Source organism: Niallia sp. FSL W8-0635 (assembly GCF_038007965.1).
Taxonomy (GTDB): Bacteria; Bacillota; Bacilli; order Bacillales; family Cytobacillaceae; genus Niallia.
In genome coordinates this window covers 350,888-371,577 of sequence record NZ_JBBOYD010000002.1, presented here as the reverse complement: position 1 = coordinate 371,577, position 20,690 = coordinate 350,888, and the positions used below count along the sequence as shown (strand labels likewise).

At 32.5% G+C, this 20,690-nt stretch carries 18 protein-coding genes; 13 read left to right on the top strand and 5 right to left on the bottom strand.

The annotated features are described in order from the left end of the window. Genes NYE52_RS24130 through NYE52_RS24105 form a run of 6 tightly spaced genes read left to right on the top strand, consistent with a single transcriptional unit; the run spans position 1 to position 10,660 of the window. A complete protein-coding gene (locus tag NYE52_RS24130; protein WP_016204244.1) occupies positions 1-909 on the top strand; it encodes a hypothetical protein in 909 nt (302 codons plus the stop codon). Then, complete coding sequence (locus tag NYE52_RS24125) at positions 857-2,971, top strand: VirB4 family type IV secretion system protein (RefSeq protein ID WP_047944562.1); 2,115 nt, start codon at positions 857-859, stop codon at positions 2,969-2,971. Before NYE52_RS24130 ends, NYE52_RS24125 begins: the two co-directional genes overlap by 53 nt. Before the next feature lie 20 nt (positions 2,972-2,991). Continuing rightward, complete coding sequence (locus NYE52_RS24120; protein ID WP_053215801.1) at positions 2,992-7,374, top strand: hypothetical protein; 4,383 nt, start codon at positions 2,992-2,994, stop codon at positions 7,372-7,374. Between the two features lie 6 nt (positions 7,375-7,380). After that, on the top strand, positions 7,381-9,453 hold the full coding sequence (locus tag NYE52_RS24115) for a peptidoglycan DD-metalloendopeptidase family protein (protein ID WP_226793379.1): 2,073 nt from the start codon (positions 7,381-7,383) through the stop codon (positions 9,451-9,453). Positions 9,454-9,470: 17 nt separating this feature from the next. Next, positions 9,471-10,016 carry a hypothetical protein gene (locus NYE52_RS24110; RefSeq protein WP_152112361.1) on the top strand — a complete coding sequence of 182 codons (546 nt, stop codon included), beginning with the start codon at positions 9,471-9,473 and terminating at the stop codon, positions 10,014-10,016. Then, positions 10,013-10,660 carry a hypothetical protein gene (locus NYE52_RS24105; RefSeq protein ID WP_152112360.1) on the top strand — a complete coding sequence of 216 codons (648 nt, stop codon included), beginning with the start codon at positions 10,013-10,015 and terminating at the stop codon, positions 10,658-10,660. Before NYE52_RS24110 ends, NYE52_RS24105 begins: the two co-directional genes overlap by 4 nt. Here NYE52_RS24105 and NYE52_RS24100 read toward each other — a convergent pair whose 3' ends face one another. Together NYE52_RS24100 and NYE52_RS24095 are read right to left on the bottom strand one after the other, a co-directional pair. After that, positions 10,661-11,407 carry a hypothetical protein gene (locus NYE52_RS24100; protein WP_152112359.1) on the bottom strand — a complete coding sequence of 249 codons (747 nt, stop codon included), beginning with the start codon at positions 11,405-11,407 and terminating at the stop codon, positions 10,661-10,663. It lies immediately after the preceding gene. Then, the gene (locus NYE52_RS24095; RefSeq protein ID WP_152112358.1) at positions 11,400-12,581 is read right to left on the bottom strand and encodes a hypothetical protein; all 1,182 of its coding nucleotides are present in this window, start codon (positions 12,579-12,581) and stop codon (positions 11,400-11,402) included. Before NYE52_RS24095 ends, NYE52_RS24100 begins: the two co-directional genes overlap by 8 nt. Before the next feature lie 323 nt (positions 12,582-12,904). On the opposite strand from NYE52_RS24095, the gene NYE52_RS24090 reads away from it, so the two are divergent. From NYE52_RS24090 to NYE52_RS24075, 4 genes are all read left to right on the top strand, one after another. Next, positions 12,905-13,765 (top strand): ATP-dependent DNA ligase, encoded by an 861-nt coding sequence (locus tag NYE52_RS24090; RefSeq protein ID WP_152112357.1) that lies wholly within the window; start codon positions 12,905-12,907, stop codon positions 13,763-13,765. Positions 13,766-13,898: 133 nt separating this feature from the next. Beyond that, complete coding sequence (locus tag NYE52_RS24085) at positions 13,899-14,051, top strand: hypothetical protein (protein WP_162837595.1); 153 nt, start codon at positions 13,899-13,901, stop codon at positions 14,049-14,051. A gap of 338 nt (positions 14,052-14,389) precedes the next feature. Further along, positions 14,390-14,611: a hypothetical protein gene (locus NYE52_RS24080; RefSeq protein ID WP_016204233.1), complete on the top strand. Its 222-nt coding sequence runs from the start codon at positions 14,390-14,392 to the stop codon at positions 14,609-14,611. Between the two features lie 10 nt (positions 14,612-14,621). Continuing rightward, positions 14,622-15,884: a Y-family DNA polymerase gene (locus NYE52_RS24075; RefSeq protein WP_152112356.1), complete on the top strand. Its 1,263-nt coding sequence runs from the start codon at positions 14,622-14,624 to the stop codon at positions 15,882-15,884. A 20-nt stretch (positions 15,885-15,904) separates the two neighbouring features. Here the strand turns inward: NYE52_RS24075 and NYE52_RS24070 are convergent, their stop codons facing one another. Continuing rightward, on the bottom strand, positions 15,905-16,552 hold the full coding sequence (locus tag NYE52_RS24070; protein ID WP_152112355.1) for a hypothetical protein: 648 nt from the start codon (positions 16,550-16,552) through the stop codon (positions 15,905-15,907). A 64-nt stretch (positions 16,553-16,616) separates the two neighbouring features. Then, positions 16,617-17,588 (bottom strand): DNA adenine methylase, encoded by a 972-nt coding sequence (locus NYE52_RS24065; protein ID WP_152112354.1) that lies wholly within the window; start codon positions 17,586-17,588, stop codon positions 16,617-16,619. A gap of 93 nt (positions 17,589-17,681) precedes the next feature. On the opposite strand from NYE52_RS24065, the gene NYE52_RS24060 reads away from it, so the two are divergent. From NYE52_RS24060 to NYE52_RS24050, 3 genes are all read left to right on the top strand, one after another. Next, positions 17,682-17,927 (top strand): helix-turn-helix domain-containing protein, encoded by a 246-nt coding sequence (locus tag NYE52_RS24060; protein WP_152112353.1) that lies wholly within the window; start codon positions 17,682-17,684, stop codon positions 17,925-17,927. A 29-nt stretch (positions 17,928-17,956) separates the two neighbouring features. Next, entirely contained in the window at positions 17,957-18,730 is a 774-nt protein-coding gene (locus NYE52_RS24055) for a hypothetical protein (RefSeq protein ID WP_152112352.1), read from the top strand. Positions 18,731-18,814: 84 nt separating this feature from the next. Continuing rightward, entirely contained in the window at positions 18,815-19,054 is a 240-nt protein-coding gene (locus NYE52_RS24050; RefSeq protein WP_144545499.1) for a hypothetical protein, read from the top strand. Between the two features lie 406 nt (positions 19,055-19,460). Here NYE52_RS24050 and xerS read toward each other — a convergent pair whose 3' ends face one another. Continuing rightward, positions 19,461-20,576 (bottom strand): tyrosine recombinase XerS, encoded by a 1,116-nt coding sequence (gene xerS / locus NYE52_RS24045; RefSeq protein ID WP_226793376.1) that lies wholly within the window; start codon positions 20,574-20,576, stop codon positions 19,461-19,463. Positions 20,577-20,690: the final 114 nt, after the last annotated feature.

Here is a 20,690-nt window from a genome sequence, read left to right as displayed (position 1 = left end):
GTGGGAACTCTTTTGATTATGCTGCTCTTTGCAGTTGGTGCATATGTTTTCATGAAAATCATGCTGAAGGAACCGATTATCCCAGGTAGAGGAAAAAAAGCAACACCAATAAAGTTAAATAAGAAAAATAATGAAAAAGGGAAGAATAATCCTCTTCAGGCCGAAGAAGATCCAAGAATATTCGAAGAGTTATTCTCAGATGTAAAAGATATATCTAATCACCTTATTCATTATACTGATTATTCTTTTTCTATAATCGCTGAAGTAGACCCTGTTAACTATTTTCTTAAAAGCCAATTTGAACAAGAGGCAATTGATGTGACTTTTGAGAGTTGGACAGCAACACTTAATTATCCTGTAAGTGTTTATCTCCAAAATAGATTCGTTGATGTTTCGGAGCCTATTGAAGCAATGAATAAAGTAATGGAAGAATCCAAGGATTTAAATGAAGCTGCCCTTTCATTTGGAAAAGCGATGATTGCAGATATTGTTGAATGGCAAAAATCTGCACCAAGATTTGAAACTAAAATTTATATGATTTTCACTCATAAAATAAATGTTAACTCTATTAGCGCGGATTCTGAAGAAGAGTTAGAAGAAAAAATTGTAGATAAAGCTTTTGCTGAATTAATGAGAAGGGTTAATTCAGCAAGAAATCAATTGCGAAAAGCCGATATACATGTCTCTCTTTTACCAACAGAAGGTATTTATGAATTACTTTACTATACATTTAATCGTCGTAAAGCTGTAAAAAACCGATTTAAAGATTTGGTTAATCAAGAAAAGGATGCATTATATGTAACTGCAGATCAAACAGACTCTCATATTGACTTAGTAAAGGAGACGATTCAGGAATATGAAGATAATGAAAACGAAAGAGAGAGAGCAAGAGAAAAAGAAGCTAGCTAAAAAAAATACTAGTAAGAAAGCAAAAGGGAATAAAAATAAAAAAAGCAATGAAGTAAAAGATATAGATTATCAAATTGATACAAAACCAACAATGTGGGAAATTATTTCTCCGGAAGGCTTAAAAATTGAGTCGGAAGATTATGGGGTTATAAAGACATCATTAGGTACAAAAACATATTTTAGACCAATGTACATACCTCGAGATGGATATCCACGGAAAATGCAAACCAATTGGCTCAATTCCTTACTATCAAGTGGAGAGGTAGATGTATTTCTTGATATTCATAAAGTTGGTAAATCAGATGCAATCCGTACTCTTCAGCGACAAATTACAATGTTGGAATCTAACCTCTCCTTTCAAACGAAAAGAGGGAATATTGACCAAATTAATGATTTAACAGCAAAGATAAGAGATACAGACTTATTGATGTCTGAAATACAGTTTGGTGAAAATGATATGTTTAATGTTGGAACTTTGGCCATGTTATATGCAGAAAATGAGAAGCAATTAAACTATTTTAGTGAGTCTTTAGAGGATGAATTAAGTAGTTCTTTCTTTGGATTAACTAGTACATGGGGCAGGATCCAAAAGGGGTTCAAAAGTATCTTGCCCTTTGGAAAAAACCAAATACATGATTCTCTTAGAAATATAGATAGACGTGCTTTATCTACTTTCTCGCCTTTTATTTCTGGAAGTGGAAAGTACATGGGTGGAGTTCCTATTGGGATAAATAAAATTACTGATCAACTTGAATTTATAAATAGTTTCGGAAATGAAGATTTTCGACCTGATAATTATAATATGTTTATTTCTGGATTTTCTGGTAGCGGAAAGTCCGTTACTCTTAAACTCTTAATTGCAAGAGAACTTACCGGAGCAGATGTATATGCTAGATTAATAGATCCTGAAGGTGAATTTGTTAAAATTACAAAACGTTTAGGTGGAATTAATTTAAATATTAACGAAGAAGAAGATATCTGTATCAACCCTCTTGCATTAAACTATTCTGATATTCCCTTTGAAGATGGAGATGAAGAACTTAGTTTAATAGAAGAAAGCGACGAAAAGGAAATTATAGAAAAGGATGGGAAAATCTATATTCGATTTGTACCTATTCGAGAAAAAATCAATGAGGCAATCGATTTCTTTGACATTATATGTAGAGGTAAAAACCAAGAAGCTGAAGGTTTAGATGTCTTTGAAAGAAACTATTTGGAAGAAGCACTTCAGCATGTTATTCATAACAAATTAAACATAAATTCACACCCTGAATCCTTATTTGAAAACAATGTAAGAACTATCGATAATCATCTTGTTCAATCGAGGGTTAGAAAACCAGAACCAACAATAAGTGATGTTAATGAATACTTAATAACAAAATACGGCGAAGAACCAAGGGCGTTTCGCTTAATAGCTGCCATCAAACCATTCTTAAGAACTGGTAGTAAACCTATTTTTGATGGACAAACTTTTTTAGGAAAGGGAGTCACTCAATCATTAGAAAATGCTAGACTCGTAAATTTCAATATTAGTCAAATGGAAGAAGGCTTTTTAAGACCTATTGCTTATCATGTACTCCTTAACTATACATGGGAACACTTTGTTAAGAGTTTGGATAACGCAAAGAAAAAGAAATTTGTTTATGCCGATGAAGCTTGGACTTTAATAGATTCAGAGCAAACTGTTAACTTTCTTGAGAAAATGGCAAGACGTTCTCGTAAGCGGAACGCTGGTTTAAGACTTGCAAGTCAAGATTTTGTTCGTTTTGTTGAAAATAAGAAAGCTAGGGGGATCCTACAAAACACTTACTCTTTTATGTTTTTAAAACAAAGCAAATTGGATTTAAAAGCTATAAGAGAAAATTTTGATTTATCTGAAGGAGAAATTAACATTCTATTCGGTAATCCGGATAAAGGAGAAGGAATTCTCCGAGTCGGAAAATCATCTGTATGGTTACGAACGAATCCTAGTAAAGAAGAATTATTCTTTATTGAATCCAATGAAGCGGTTTATGAAGAAACAATGCAAAGACAAAAACAAAAAGCTAGTAGTTTTTATTAGGAAGGAGGCGTTATCTTGCTTTGAATAAAATCCAGGAACTTATATCCTCACTTTTTTCTGCTATGGGTGATTGGATAGCATCGCCTTTTAAAAGTCTCCCAACATTAAAGAATTTGATTTTTGGAGGGGATGAAAATTTAGCTTTCTTAACTTTTACAGAAAATGAAATTACTAAGGTTTACACTCCAGGAATGAATATTTTCACAGCCTTAGCAGTTACCGCTTTATTAATTAGTATTATTATGGCAGCAATGAAAATTTCATCGACCAGTATCAATCCATCTAATAGAACCTATGTAATTGAGTATTTTAAAGAATTATTATTAGTTTCAGTACTATTCGCAAACTTATACTCAATTTATGCCATTTTGTTTCTTACTAACCAGGCAATTGTCGGATTATTTGGATCTGATGTAGACTTGTTAAATTTAAAAAATGCTATAGAAATGTCTAAATATCCAGGTGGAGTGTTAGGTGTTTTAGCAATTACGATTGTAAAAGTCGGTCTTTGTATATGGGCTTATTTCTATTATTCAATGCGGAAATTTACACTTATGTTGTTGTTAATTACCGGTCCTTTGATGCTGGTATTTTTCTTAATTCCTCAAACAAAGTCCATTACAGTGGCATGGTTTAAAGAATTAGTAGGCACTATATTTGTTCAATCTATTCATGCAGCCGTTTATTTCATAATGGCTGTTATGGTTGGTGCAGCAAATCCGATTGAAGCAGTTATTCTAATGATTATCTTTATTCCAGTAACTGAATCTTTAAGAGCTTTAATAGGTCTTGGAGGAAAAATGAATGATGGCTTCTCAAAAGCAGCTGCTATGATGGGTGGGTCCGCTTTAGTTGGTATGTATGGAGCAGCTAAAGGGGCATTAGAAGGTACATCCGTTACAGATGCTATTAAAAGGGGATACCTTAATGCTAAAAACAAAGGTAAAGGTAACGGAAAAGACTCTGACAATGTATCATCAGAAGATAATGATACAGTAGGTGACATCAAAAAAACTCTTGCAGGAAATACAGGAACAGATACTGGGACTACTGCTAATGCTGAAAAAATGTTAAAGCCAGGAAACATTTTGTCTAGAAGTGGTAAAGCTGTATTTGGGGCTACTGGTGCCCTTGCTGGTTCTGCTCTTGGACCAATGGGTGTGCTAACTGGTTCAACAATTGGTTTTCATGCCGGCGGTGTTGCTGGTGGACTTGCAGGAAGAGTTGGTGGAGCAAGTGCTCAATTATTAGCAAACAGAGGTTCAGCTCTTTTAAAAAGTGGACTTAAAGGTTTTAAAGATATTAATAATGCTGATAAAGCAGCGGATGAACAACTAGCTAATACTATTGCTGATGAAAAAGCTACAGCATGGGCAAATGAAAATGAAGAAGGGTTCAGAAAAGACTTTAAAGAACGTTTCCCGGATGCCCATGAAGAAGCTGTGAATAAAGCTTGGGATAATGAAAAAGCTTCAAAAAAAGCAGGATTTTTAAATGAAGCAAGAGGAATGGTTGCGGGTATGAAAAGCAAAGAAGGGAAAAATGCTAATGCTTCTTCTTTAGTTAAAAACGCAACTAGTAATCTAACTAATAAATGGGCAGAGAAAAATAAAGAACCATTTATGAAGGAATATGATCAGAAAAATCCTCTTCCCGAAAATGCAAGTAAAGAGGAGATATCACGCCATCAAAATGCTCGTGAAAATGCATGGCAATCTCAATTAAAGGAAAAAGAAAGCTCGATACAAAATTTAGCGAGTGATGTTGCTAATGATATCGGAAATGGTGCTTCCCTAAATCATAGTTATATAAATAAAGAGGACTTTGAAAAAAGAATGGCCGAAAGAATGGCTGGTGGTATATCCCAAAAGGCTATTGCTAAAACAAGTACAAACCTTGCCAAAGATTGGGCTAAAGATAACAAAGATAACTTTATGAAAAATTATGATGAGAAAAATCCTTTACCTTTAAATGCGACTGCAGAACAAAAATCTGCACACTCAAATGCTAAAGCAGAAGCATGGAAAAATGAAATTGATAATAAACAGAAAAGTATAGCTAATGTTCTTGGCAATGGGAATTTGAAATTAAGAAATGGCCAAGAAAAAAATCAGCTATTTACTAATCAATTGGCAAAAGATATCGGTTCTATTATAGGTGTAAACGAAAACTCAGAAAAAATGGATCAAATAAGTGATCAACTTCATAATGTGTATTCACCTAATCCGATTTCTACCGCTACTCAATCATTAACATCCAGTTGGGCTAAAGATAATAAAGCTAGCTTTATGAAAAATTATGATAAATCTAATCCACTTCCAGATAATGCAACATCTGAAGTAAAAGCAAACCATGCTCAACAAAAACAGAATGCTTGGGATAACCAGGTACAACAAAAGCAACAAAAACTTGGAAATATTTTAACTAGCCAAAGTAACGCAATAATGAGTGGTAAAAATGTTCCACTAGAAAATGTTACAAAGTCAATTGCACAAGAACTAGGAATTAGTACTTCTGATAGTAGTAAAATGAATGCTATTTCATCACAAGTACAAACTGGATTGTCGTCAGTACAAGGTGCTAGTTCAAAAGTAAGCAATACTACTGAAGTATTAGCATCTAGTTGGGCAAAGAACAACAAACAAAATTTCATGAAAAATTATGATAAGTCTAATCCACTTCCTGCCAATGCAACTTCTGAAATGATAACGAGTCATAATCAACAAAAAGAAAAAGCATGGAATTCTGAGGTTCAACAAAAACAACAAAGTATTAGTAATATTATCCGAGATAATAGCAATGCTGTTCTTCATGGAACTCCTTCTCAAATTAGTAAAGTAACTTCAGCTATCGCAAAAGAAATGGGAATTAGTTCTAACAATACAGCTGGTATGAATGCTATTACTCAACAACTTCAAACAGGTATTTCATCACCATCGTTAGTTGATAAAGGGTTAAAATCAATTAGTTCTATTAATAATGTAAAAGATTCAATTGCATCTGTTAAAGGGACTTCCATGTACTCTGGTAAGGAAGTGAATGTTCCTTATGTTAATAATCAAATAGCAAGTATGAAAATAAATGAAGCTAGAGAGACCTTTGCGAATAATAGTAATCTACCACGCGCACAAGCGTATCAAAACTTTGATTCAAGTGGCAAAGCCCAAGAGATTACTTCGTCTGTTCAAAAGTCGATGCCTTCTAACATTCCATTAGGACAAAGAATTATTCAGAATTCAGCTGGACGTATTACAGCTGGACTAGGAAATGGATTAGTACAAGGTGTTGTTGGTGCCTCTGGTCTTAAAGAGGTAAGTCAATTTGTTGGAGATACCAAAATTGGTCATGCTACTAAATCATTTGGTAATGCAATGGCGACTTCATATATTGCTAAACAGCCAAATTTAACAAGCTTAACTGATAAAATGACGGCAGCTAAGGAAAGCTTAATTGATGGTAGTAAGGCTTTTACCAATGATTTTAAAACATATACTCCAAGTAATTTGGTAGAAAAGCAAGCGAAATTCCGAAACGCTGTTGCTTATGCTGGTGGTATGGTTGCAGGAGTTGGGGGTTATCAAGTGATGGCTAAATATGCCGCTCCAAGTATGAGCAACTCAAAGGCTTTTGGTCTAAAAGGTTTTAATCCATATAATAATGCAGTTAATAAACAAATAAAAGAAATTTCTGATGTTGCACATATGGCTCAAACAGTTACTTTAGATAATGGCCAAACTGAAATTGCACAAGGGGCTATTCAAATGGTAACTGATAATAAGAATACAGTTGTCCAAGTTAGGGATAAAACTGGTCAAACTCATGTAGTTTCGCGTATGGCTTCAGGTCACTCTGGACTGAAAAATAACCAAGTGGTTTATCAAGATTTAACTGTTAGGGACGGTCAATTATTATCCGCAAGTTCTTCCTACTCTTTAGACAGTGGAGGTGGTAAAGTACCAGCACCTAAAATTAATGTAAATCCAAACCAGTTATTTACCAATAGAAACACTAGTAAGACTCCAAGAGTAGTACAAGAGGTTCAAAGCTACAATCAATTAGTCGATAGTGGACAGTATTACATGAAAGATGCTTTAAACGAAATGGAAAACATCAAAATGGTCATTGATCATAATAGAAGTTATATGACTGGTACTAGAAATGGAACGACTTATCGTATTTCTCCTTACGGTCCAGGGGATGCAAGAGTTCAAAATGATAAAACAATAACTGCTAATTGTGAAGTACGAAATAAAAAATTAATTCCTTCTTTTAGTGATAGTGACTTTACAACTTCACTTAAACCCGAAGATTTAATGGCATATGCTGTACCAAATAAACGTAATTTTGCAAGAAAGCAATTAGAAATGCATAGAAATAAGGCATTTACTAGTTCTTTAAGGTGATAAGTGATGAGTGATAACAAAAATACTCAAGAAACCTTAAATGAAAAATTAGTAAATGGAATGAAGGGATTAGGTAGATTACTATCTAAACCCTTCAGTAAAAAATTTAAACAAAAAGCTGCTGCGGTTGCAAAAAAAGCCATAAAAGTTGCAGCCAAAGTAATATTAAAAGTACTAAAACAGATTTTTGCTTGGTTAATTGGTACAGTAGGTATTCCTGGTATCTTAATAACTTTAGGAATAATAATTGTAACTGTTATCATCTCTGTTGCATTATCCTTTTTTTGGACTTCAGATGATAATTTAAGTGGTGATGATGCAAAAATTCAAGCGTATATTAAGGAACAATCCGAATCTACTGTGAATATGGATAGTGATTTAGAAAGACCTTATCGTGTACCAGAAGGGTTAATATCCTCAACTATAATGTTAGATTTTTTTGAGCAAAAAGATTACAGTCTTTCCCAAACGAAAAAAATTATTAGAAACATGGCTACTAAACTCGCTCCTGAATTTGAGTATGGTCAATATGATGAATGGAAAGAAAAGCAAGTGACTGTTTGTGAGGAAGGTAAAGAATGTAATGTTGGGAAAGTTCAACATACAAAAAACATGGTAACCAAATTAAATTCTGTAGAATATTGGAATGGTTCAACTATATTCACCTATAAACCCAAAGTCACAGCGTGGAAATCAAATACAGTCATTACCCACAAAACCATAAAAGAAAATAAAAAAGTTGACTATTGGAAAGCGTTAGAAGTCCCTATGTATCTTGTAGATAGGTCAGATCCTTACTTTCCATTTTATAATTCAAACAGCAAAACGTGGAAATCACTACTAGCAGAAGAAACCAGACAGAAAAAAAATAAGATTAACACTTCAGGTTATGTTAAAGTGTACCTTTTAAAAACTAAGACAGTTAAAGTTGAAAGAATTGTAGAAGTAAAAACTACAACTAAAACTAGACAGCAATATTTTGAATCTAGTAAACAAGTAAAACAAGATTATGCGAATTTTGATGCAATATTAAACTCAATGGGACTGGGCTTGGACGATAAGATGCTTATAGAAGCAAATTATAGCTTCCTTGAAGGAGATATAAATTATATAGATTGGTTGAAAGGGAATGGTGGCGTATATGGGTTTGATGATATCAGTTATGATGGTGACATAATTCCTGGAGCTGGGGTACCTCCGCAATACATGCCTATATACCTTGCTGCAGAAAAAAAGTATGGGGTACATTGGTATACACTAGCCGCTATTCATAGTAAGGAGACAGCCTTCAGTACAATAAAACCAATGCTTTCTTATGCAGGAGCTGTTGGTCACATGCAATTTCTTCCTGCAACTTGGGCAGGATGGAAATACAATATTGGAGGGGGAAGAGTTTCAAATACTACAAATTATACAGATTTGAATGTTATTAAAGCAGGTGGAGGATACGGAGTAGATGGTAATAATGATGGAAAGGCAGATCCATTTACTTTAGAAGATGCTATTTTCACCGCAGCAAATTATCTTTCAAAGAACGGCTACTCTACAGATAAGAGAAAATCAATTTATCAATATAACCATGCAGATTGGTATGTTAACGATGTACTAGCTAGGTCAGAAAAATTCAAAACAAGCGCTAGTTATAGCGGTGGATCTGATTCACCAGAACTAAATCCAGGAAGTTTTATTAGACCTACCACAGGAAAAGTTACTTCTGGATTTGGTGCAAGATGGGGTGCTACTCACTATGGTATAGATATTGGATTAGGTGGTAGATCAAACGTGAAAATATATGCTGCTGCAGATGGTGTCGTTCATAGATCCTATCTAAGTAGTTCATATGGGAATGTTGTTTACATTCAACATACAATAGGTGGTAAGAAATATGAAACTGTATATGCACATATGCAAAATAGAGCTGTTTCTGCCGGTACAAAAGTAAAACAAGGGCAGTTTTTAGGATATATGGGTAGTACTGGGAACGTCACCGGACCTCATTTGCATTTTGAAATCCATTCACCAGCATGGACTGCAAATAAAGCAAATGCTAAAAATCCCGCTTTATACATCAAATTTTAAGTTATAGGGGTGAGTATATGAAAGGTACTAGTAAACTACGTTTTTCTTTTCTAATTTTGTCGTTAGTAATAATTTTAAGTGGATGCTCTTCAAGTTCTAAAGCTAATATAAAAGTGACAGAAGATAATATAGACTACCTCATTGAATACGATGAATCGTTACAAACATTTATAACAGAAATGACTAGTATTTTAACAAATTTTAACAATTCTTTAGATGGACTATACACCCATGAGGTAAGTAATAGTCAATTTGCAACAATAATGAAAGAAACAATAAAAAAATCAAATGAACTAGTTTCCAACGTGGAGGCACTAGATGTTAATCCAGAACTTTTTGAGGCACACCAAAATCTTATTGTCTTAGTCAATCGTTCGCATCAATTATTACTTACAGCAATTGAAAGTGCCAATAATAGTAGTACAGATGAATCTAATACCATGGATAAGGACACATTAAGACAAGAATATATAGAAATTAAAAAGGAACAAGCAAATACTGCTAACCAATGGAAAATACTAAGAGAAGAGCTGGCAAGTGCAGCTATGGAAGAAGAAAAATGATGAAAAAACATTATATTTGGATTATCAGTATCTCAATAATCACAATCTGTATTGCGATATATATCAATGTTTCTTCCAGTCAAAAACTTACTCCAGTTGATTTAAAAGATATGCAAAACAATGTGGCTAAGGAAGTATCATTTAATAAAGAATATCAAAAAAAGACAATGGAGTGGGCAGAAAAAAATGCAAAAGGTGACATGGAGTTAGACTTAGGTTTTTATGAACCAAATGAACATAGTGACGTTTCTCCTCAGAGAAACGTCATCAACTACTTTATGACTGGGTTATTACAAGATAATATTGATTATTTTACTTCTGCATTTGATATTGAAGTTCTTTCACAGGATTTATTCCAATCAAAAGAAGAGGACAAAGAATTAGTGGTAAAGGAAATAATAAACAGAATTTCAAGAAACGGCAGTATTGAGGGATTAAAAATCAAAGAAGCGAAAGAAGGGATTGGTCCTAATTCTAATAGAGTATTATTAGAATTAAAATACTCAGACGGTCTTTCTAAAAGGATAGAAATTCGTATTTCTCCCTCGGAGTACGCTCACTCAGAGGAGCATCACCATTCCACATATTCTATTGTAACTTCCGCTTGGGAAATAGTTAAACAAATAGAAGGTACGGTAAAGTAATTATTCCGTACCTTTTGACATTGTTAGATAGGCTTTATCAATTTCTTCTTTTGCTTTTAACCATGTATCGAAAGTTTTTATATACTTATATGAAGAAGGTAAATTATTTTCCCTTGCAAATTCATCCCACTTTGTTTTAGTAGAATTGAGAAATTTGTATAAATACTCTGGTTTTAATGTAAGTATTATTAGTTCTTCTTTTGATAAATTAAAAACTTTTTTCTTTCCTACTATATCCAATATTTCATCGTACGTATAATGATTTCTAATTGTTTTATAAGTTGGTAATTTATTCTCAGAAGCATATATATCCCATTGAGAACGTGAAATAAAAAATTCATTATGTTCTTCAAGAATTTCTTTTATTTTTTGCTTTGTATACTTCGGAGTTCTTTCATTCTCTACTCCAATGGCATTTTTAAACGATGACCAATCTTTAAATACTGTTAAAATCTGACCAGGAGACGGAAGATCTAGTGTTTGATTAGCAGAGTAATCTTTCCACATTCTTATTGTTTTAGCGTGCTCTTTATGTTCCTTTCCGATTTGAATAAGGCTATTTCGATCATATTTTCCCTTTATCTCTGTTCCTAAAGCGATTCTAATTTCGTTCCAATCATTAAAGAACTTTCTTAATGAGTAATAGGATGGTAGGTTGTGCTTTGAAGCATATTCTTCCCACTTGCCTACCGTTGTTAAATGTTCTTTATGAGGAATTAACAATTCTATTAAAGTTTCTTTATTCATTATTCACTCCTAGTATTTTGGGAGAATCATTTATCATTTTAACTATATCTTCATTTGTTGCATTTAATTCTTTAAGGTCATTAGTAACTTCTTGAAATTTTTCGCTTGATATGTCTCTATATAAAAAATTTAAAAGATGTTGTTTTTGAGAAAAATACTTTTCTACCTTATCTTCTAAATAACTTCGATAATCATTTCTTTTGCCGAAAGAGCTAATGTAATGCTTAATGTCTTTTAAATCAAGATCCGGCATATAAAAAGACTTGATATCCAAAAAGTCTATATCCACTAAAAATTCATATTTAATTAATTCACTATTTACATTATACTCGGGATTTTTCTTCAAAGAAATGACCATTTTTTCTGGTCTATATTTCATGATATTAGAATCATCTTTTTTTTCTAACACAACATTTTTCACAGTAAATGGTACTGCTTTAATAGGAGTAGAATAGTTCCTCCTATATTCGATATCCATCTTTCTATTATATTTCAATAAAGGGTCAGGCATTAAGATATAGAGTGATCCATCATAGGTTTCTCCTAGCATGAAAACTGTATCACCAAACATGGGCAATCTATTTAACTGACTAATTGTATCCTCTATATAATAAGTAGTGCAGTATTTTTTTAATAAATCAGAAGGGGAAAGACGAGACTCTTCATACTTTAATTGCTCTTCCTTATATCTATCAGAATGTTCTCCAAAAGTCTCTTGATGCCAGTTTTCATATGACTCCTCTGCCTTTTCCTTTTTTGTTCGGAAACCCAATAAGTGAAGAATCTCATATCCTATAATCCACAAGACTGCCAATGGTGTCATAATAACTAATACAACGTATGCTAATAAATTTTGGCCTAACTTAGAAGATCCAATAATCATTAAAAATAAACTTAGAATTAAAGCTACTGCTAAGAAAAACATTATTACTATTGCTGCTCTTGATAAGAATAACATTATTGCGTACAACGTCGTTCCTGGTTCGCCCTCATATATCAAACCCAAATTATCAAAGAAATCAATAATTTTTAGCGATTCTAAAATTGGATAAGTAATATCCCATCTGTAAACTGCCAAAACAAAAATAATAAGTCCTAATAATCCAGCTAAACCTGTCTGTTTCCCCCTTCGGTATTGAACAAAACCGTTAAGGAATGTAAGTATCGTATTCATAACTGCCCTCTCCCTTTTTATGAACAAAACAATGACTACACCGCTTATAACTGAATTATAAATTATTACCAATGTTTAGTCAATGTTCTTCGCCACGATAAAACTGTAATCAAAATTAATACAATCATACATACTTCAAATGCATAAAATAGACGGGATGGTTATATATTAGTCTTAAAGCATGAATCACCACACTTAAGTCCTTCTAATAAACTGAAGGGCTTATCCTTGGTTATGTCACCACATTATTCCTCTTTTAACAATAACGTTCTATTTATCGACCAATCTGTCTCTGTTATGATATTAGAAGAGGTGAAAAATCTGTGTTAAACACTCCTTTAAAACCAATGTTATTACAACCATCTGAGGTTATATCAACTGATTCAAATTATATACATCAGTTGAAATTTGACGGACATAGAGCTTTATTCCATTACGATCATGGGAAAATCACTATCTACACCAGACATGGAAATGATGTTACATTAAAGTACATTGAATTACTTAATTTAAACTTGCCTGTCCAAACATGTATATTGGACGGAGAAGTGATTGTTCTTGATAAGAATGGTGAAATACCCAAACCAAATTTCGAATGCCTAATGGCACGATTTCAAGCGTCTCAAAGAGATAAAATTGTTTCTCTAGCGAAAGCTATCCCCGTACACTTCGTTGCATTTGATATTCTTTTCCTTAATGGAGTATCTACAATACATGATCCCCTAGAAAAGAGATTAGATATCTTAAGTTCGATTATTGATAATGACCATCTAATTTCAGCAGCTACCTCATTTAACGATGGACTAACCTTATTTAATAAAGTGAAGGAGCTAGGATTAGAAGGGATAGTAAGTAAAAAACTCTCATCTAAATATATATTAGATAGTCGAACCTTCGCTTTCCAAAAAATCAAAAATTACCAATTCTTAATAGGAAATATTTATGGATATAAAAAAAACTCTTTTGGATGGTTGATAAAAGAAGGGAACCAATCAAGAGGAATTGTGGAATTTGTCCCCAAAAAGGAAAGGGAAGCCTTTTATAAAATTTCAAAACAATTAATTATCGGAGAAGATAAGAACTTTGTATATTTAGACCCTCTTCTAAAGGGCGAAATTAAATATCAATGTTTAACTTCTAAAGGTTTTATGAGAAGTGCTAGCTTTCAAAAATTTATCATTTAACACCCTTTACACAATGTAAGGGGTTTTGTTTGTCCTAATGGAAAAATGGTGTGATATAATGGTGATACAACTACATAGGTGCGGGTGGTATGCACTCTTTTCCTGTCTAAGAGGGAAAGGAGGTGACATACAAATGGATTTCGTATTGGACTTACTCAAAGATGTAGCAAAAATCTTTTTTACTACTCTTGCTGCAGGCTATGCAAATCGCTTTGCAAGCAAAAAGAAGAACAAACGAAAACCCGCCCCGCGCCGTAGGAAGCAAAAGGGTGGGTCTTCTAAATAACTATTTAGCATACCACTCGTAAGTAGTTGTCCAAGGAGTTGTAGCTCCTTGGTTTTTTAGTTTAATTCTTATATATTATAATATACCCTTACTACAAAAATTTCAATCCGTTAGGATCTAAAATCACAGATAGATAATCCTCTAACATTCTCTATTCATCTTCAATTAAATTCTCCAATAACAGGTATTTTTATTTCACCTTCTTCTTCCATTTTCTCATTTCATCATATCAATTATTTGAAATTCGATAGTATAAATCACACATTCCAGTAAGAAAATAACATTGTAATCGAACATAAGTTCTTATATAATTTTTATATTAATTGGAGGAGATAGTAATGACTTATTCTTTTCTTGAAGAAGAAACAATTTATAATGCAATGGAAACTAATTCTTCGGTTTCTTTTTATGTTTTTGACCACCTAGCATTAGGCGAGACAATCATAACAGGGAAAACCATATTCATTGATTACAACAACAAGCATTTTCGATTAGTTAAAGATACAACAGAAGAAATTTTATATTTACCTTTTTCAATGATAAGTAAAATAACAAAATAGGTGATTGTTTATGTTCGACTACTCTCAGTTTCCTCATAAAAACATACTAGCCGTTGATATGAAGTCATTTTATGCATCAGTATCAGCTGTATTATTAGGTCTCGACCCTCTTACTTGTCACTTAGCTGTAGTAGGGAATATGGAGAGGGAGGGGAGTATAGTACTTGCTGCCTCTCCTGCTATGAAAAGAGATTTTAAGATAAAAACGGGTTCTCGGAAGTTTGAAATTCCAAAAGATCCTCGTATTGTTGTAGTGGATCCATCGATGTCCTTATTTGTCCGCGTATCTACAGAAATTATTAAGTTATTTTATAGATATGTACCTCCTAATAAAGTACATGTTTACTCCATCGATGAAAGCTTTTTAGAACTTGGCCCTTCTGATAAATGGGGCACTCCAGAAGAAATAGCTAAACAAATTCAATATGATATTTACAGTGATTTCGGACTCCCCTGTACAGTAGGAATCGGTCCAAATATGCTTATGGCAAAACTGTGTCTAGATTTAGAAGCTAAAAAGGTGGATAGTGGTATTGCAACTTGGACTTTCAATGATGTACAAATGAAATTATGGCCAATATCACCATTAAGTGAAATGTGGGGGATTGGTAAGCGAACTGAAAAAACATTAAACAGTATGGGGATATTTTCTATAGGGCAACTTGCTAGATACGATTTAAAATTACTGGAAAATAAGTTTGGAATATTGGGAAACCAATTGTTTCATCATGCTTGGGGAATAGATTTATCCGAAATTGGTTCACCAATTATGGCTGGACAAGTCAGTTACGGTAAAAGTCAAATATTACTTCGGGATTACAAGGAAAGAAGAGAGATAGAAACTGTAGTATTAGAAATGTGCGAAGAGGTATGTAAAAGAGCAAGAAAAAATCATCATGCGGTTCGCACTATAAGTTTTGGGTTAGGATATAGTCGAGATGAGTATGGTGGGGGATTTAATCGGTCAAGAACAATCGAAAATCCTACTAATGCAACCATGGATATATATAAGGTATGTTTGGATATTATGAGAGAAAATTATCGCGGACAAATTGTTAGACAAATATCTGTTAGTTTGTCCAAACTCGTAGATGATTACGAAGTGCAATTGGATCTTTTTGATACTAATAGTTGGAAAAAACGAAAAATAGGTTATGTAGTAGACGAATTAAGAAATAAATTTGGTCCCACCTCTTTACTAAGGGCAGTCTCCTATACTCCAGGAGGGACAGCTGTACACCGTTCCAAATTGGTTGGTGGGCATAGAGCCTAATCCCCCCTTAAAGGGGGATTTTATTTTATACCAAGACTCTCCAATGTCTCTCGTACATTTTCGGGGTATACTTCAATATACAATTCCTGTAATTTTTTTCTTAGTTTTCTGTAGATTAAAAATAGTACTAATGAAATGATAACTACTGGAATAGTTGTTAGAAAAGCATAGAGAGGATTAACTAAAATAAAGAATCCGTAACAATGAGAAGAAATGAGATTTATAATCCTATCGAAAGTATTTATCCGTCTTAAACTATTTTCAGTTTTGAAATACCTCTCTGCAGCTGTTAATTCACGGTTGGTTTTCCCTTTCCAAGACCATTGAGCCTTCTCGAATTCTATCCATTCCTCTTTTTCCACTTTCGTTTCCTTTGAAGAAGCAGAATTCCTAATATCGCTCTTTTTTTCTGAGTAGAAATGAGCATATGCTTTCTTAATTTCTTGTCGATAAATTTCCCCCTCGATTTCCTGCACCTTTTTATAAACACCAGTTAAGCAGGATATCAAGTATGCACCATAGCTGAAAAACATTACAGCAAGGAATATAACTATCGTTTCATTAAAGTAATTTGGATATATGTATGTAATAGCATAGATAACTATAAAACTATATATAACAAATGAGAGATATAAAAATAATCTTTCTTTACTAAACGGCCAACTCATTATAATTTACAATCTCCTTTCTTATCTACTATTATTATCGACGATTTTAAAATGTTCTTGATATTTAAATGGTGTAAGCTCTTGATACAGCTTTAACAGTTGGGTATAAATATAAGCTCTCCAGCCATTCATTATTGTCATAAGTTATAATTAAGTCCGCACCATCAAAACCATGATATAAAGTATCTAATAAACAATTAAGTTTAATGTGATCCTCTTCTTTGTAATAACATCGATATAGTGAAGAGGCTTTATTGACATATGGGGGATCAATAAAAATAGTAGTTTGATCCCACCAATAACTCTCTTCAATCATTTCACAAGCATCCTGATTAGTTATCGTTACTTGGTCTGAAAAGGAATGTAATTTTTCTATTCGTCTTATTAGTTCATCTGGATTCCACCTAGAAGTTAATTGTTGCGGTGTACCTTTCTTTCCTCCCAGTGGATTAGCATTAAATATTCCGGAATAAGCTAACCTGTTAACAATCAAAGTATTCCATGCTGCCTCTACAATGTTTATTTTGTCAAAGTCCTTCTTAATAGTAAGTTGTGCTTTGTAAAAATCCTCACGTGAAGGAGTATATGTTTTCAATCGTTCCGTTAAAGCAAATGGCATATTAAAAATTACCCAATAAAGGGCATATACACCAAAATCATTATCATTTATATGTAAGTGGTTAATAACGCCCGCTTCTAACAATGCGAATTCTACACTTCCACCACCTGTATATGGTGAAACAAAGTGATTCATTTTTTTATTATCGAGTTGATTATATATGTAATTGACCATTTTACTCTTACCACCAGGATAACGTAAAGGTGAGAGTCTCTTTTTAAACTTAATAGTAGATGCAATGGATTCGTTTTTTCCAGAGGAATCTTCTAATATAAGTAAATACCTTCCTGTATCCTTTTGATTAACTAAAGTAAACCCATCACATACCTCACACCAATATCCAGTTTTATCTTTATTAAAGGTAAGATCCTCTACTTCTTCATTATAACAATACTGACATTTAAAATTTTTTATCATAATCAAACTCCTTCAACAAAAACTATACATGGTTGTATTATAACCATATACGGTTTAAAATGGTAGTAGAAACAGCATAGAAAGGATTTTTTTATGAAGAAAACAATTGATAATTTTATGACGGTTTCAGAAGCAGCTGAAAGGTGGGGTGTTCCTGCCGATACTATAAGAAACTATTTAAAACCTTCAAATAAAAAAAAATGGCAAAAAACAGAAAAAATGATTGAACTCGGCTTGTTAAAATACCACCAAAGTAAATTTGATACCAAAAAAGAGTGGATACTTTCAAAGGACGCAATGGAAGTTTGGTTTGGTGTGGAAAAGAAGGAAGCGGAGTAACATTCAAAATTAGAAAGAGGGGACAATATATGAAGTTATTTAATAAGAAACTAGGAACAGTTAGGGGATTAGTACAACTACCAATAGCTGTATTATCCATGTCTATTTATCTTCTCCTATTTATTTTTTTAATATTTGTTACTTACCTACTTATAGGAAAATGGTTAACATTGTCACTATTTATACTTTTATTTATTTCTTATGAATTTTATCTAAGAAGAACAAATAATTTTTATGTTTATCCTATTACTTCAAATGAATATGAGGAAATCAAAGATAGGCACTTAATACATTACACTAATTCCATATCTGATGAAGACTATCAGTATTTTTTACAAACAGGTAAAATTAGATTGAAAGCTAAAAGTAGTGCCAAGACAAATTATGTAATGAAATTTAAAAATAAAAGAAAAAACTACATATGGTTTCATCAAGAGGAACAAAATATGGAGCCAAATTTCAATTCTTATTACTTTTCACATATGCATGAAAATTCACCTAGAAAGTATAAAGTTATTATTAGAGTTTCCGATCTTGAGAAGGAGAGAATGCTAGTTCGACCAAGTAACAATAACGTAATAATAATAAACGACTTAGAGGTTCCAGGAATCATTTATACAAAGTATAATTCATATAATACAAAATTCTACTTAAAAAAATTAATTATTGGTGGATTATTAGGATATATTCATCCTAAAGTTTGGCTATCTTTACTTCATCAAACTTACGGAATAGTAGTTGATTTTCTTTTAAAATTTTATAAAGGAGAAAGGAAAAAGAAAGAGCTTAATTATAAAATATAAAGTTTAAAAAACTTGGCTTTTGAAAGATCATATTCAGGGAATTACAAACTTTGCACCCACTAATAGAAGAAAGGAAGTCAGATTGTGTTTTCAAAAAAAACTAAAAATGCAGAAATAATTTTTACAATAGGAGAAACAAAAATAGCAACTAAAATTAATATTGAGAGTGCAACAGAAAAAGCAGATTTGAATGGAGATAAAAATAACCCAAACAAAGATATTAACCACATTTCATTAATAGTTAAGGCTTCAGATAAAATAAAAAAAGATTTAGGTATAGTAATTCAGGATCTCAATCCTTCAGTAGAAGTGCGTTATTTATAATAAATAACAAATAATTAAACAAAAAGGGTGATTTAATGTTTTTTGAACCAACCTTAGATCATACAATTATTCATATGAAAATCAAGTGCTTTAATAAAAGTTGTGATAATGTGATTGACTTTTCATATTCAGAGGATTTCTCTCCTAGAATGGTAGGCGAATGTCCGAAGTGTGGGACTGAGTATTCTCGTAAAATACATGGGTTAAAAGATTCTGAAATTATTAGTAGAACAGAGCAACCAGTTTATCGTTAAGTAAGTCAAAGTAACAACGAAAAAAATTACTTATGGATGTTACGTTCACGAAGTGACTTTATTGTACTTTTTAAACAGCTATTTTATTTTTAATCATCTTTATTATTTCTAAACAAAGGGAGCATTAAGTTATCACTTTAATGCTCCCTTTGTTATTTATTTCTCCTTTGATCAAGACGTTCTGCAGCAAGCTTAGCTTTTTCTCTAGATGTATTGATATAAAGCAAGGAAATGTCAGATTGTGTATGACCCAATTGGTTCATAATAAGCGGAATGTCTCCTCCTGTTTGTTCTGCTAAATTAGTAGCGTAAGTATGTCTTAATTTATGGGGGGCCATTCGTTTATCAAATGATTTGGTATACTTATAAACTATATTCTCAACAGCACGTGCAGTAAGAGGGAGTGTATCTCCCTTATATTGTTTAACAAATAAATACTGACTTTCCTCATTTCCTGCGTTATACCTTTCATTTCTTATAGATAGATAATCTAATACATCTAACATCGAAGAAGGAGTAACTGGAATAGTATCTTTCTTACCGCCTTTTCTAATAATACTTATTTCGTTATTTTTACTATCGATATCTTTAAGGCGTAATTCTATCAGTTCATTTACTCTAATTCCGCTACCCAAAAATAATGAAATGATAGCAAAATTTCGTTCCTTGTCACGATTAAAGAACTTTAATTCTGAAGGGGAAAGAGTGTTTTCATATTCATTTTTTATATACTCCAAAAAATTGAGATCTTCATTTCCTATAAAGATTTTCTCCGAAATCTTTCGTGCTCTTTCATTAAAAGTTTCCGAAACTTTCTTGATAGGAATTTTTTTCATTACATTTCGATGAAAGTATGGTTCACCTTGTGTTCCTAAAACTTCTGCTTCAATCGTTAAATAATTGAAAAGCGAACGAAGGGAGGACTTATGCCTATTAACCGTTTTTGAACTTATTTTATGAGATTCATTTGCTTTCTCGTACTTTTTTCGACTGACATATTTAAAGTAATCTTGTGCATCTGATAGGGGAAGAGATCCTAACAAGCTTACTGGAAATGTTTTTAAACTAGACCATTTGACCCTTTCATCAGCCATTAACCATGATAAAAACTCCTTATAATCTCTAACATAATTGAATAGGGTAAGAGGGGAGCGATTATCCATTTTGGCTTCTACATATTCATTTATAAAGTCTGGCATTTCCTTTAGAAGTTCCCCTAATCGCTTTTCATAATATTCATGTTGTTTTGTTATAGCCAATTCTATCACCCCTAAATAAAAACATTTCTTTACATAATGTATAATAACTCTTAAATAATTTCTAATGGTAAACGTCTAAAACCTTGGTATATAAGGGATTAGACGTTTTCTTTATTATATCAT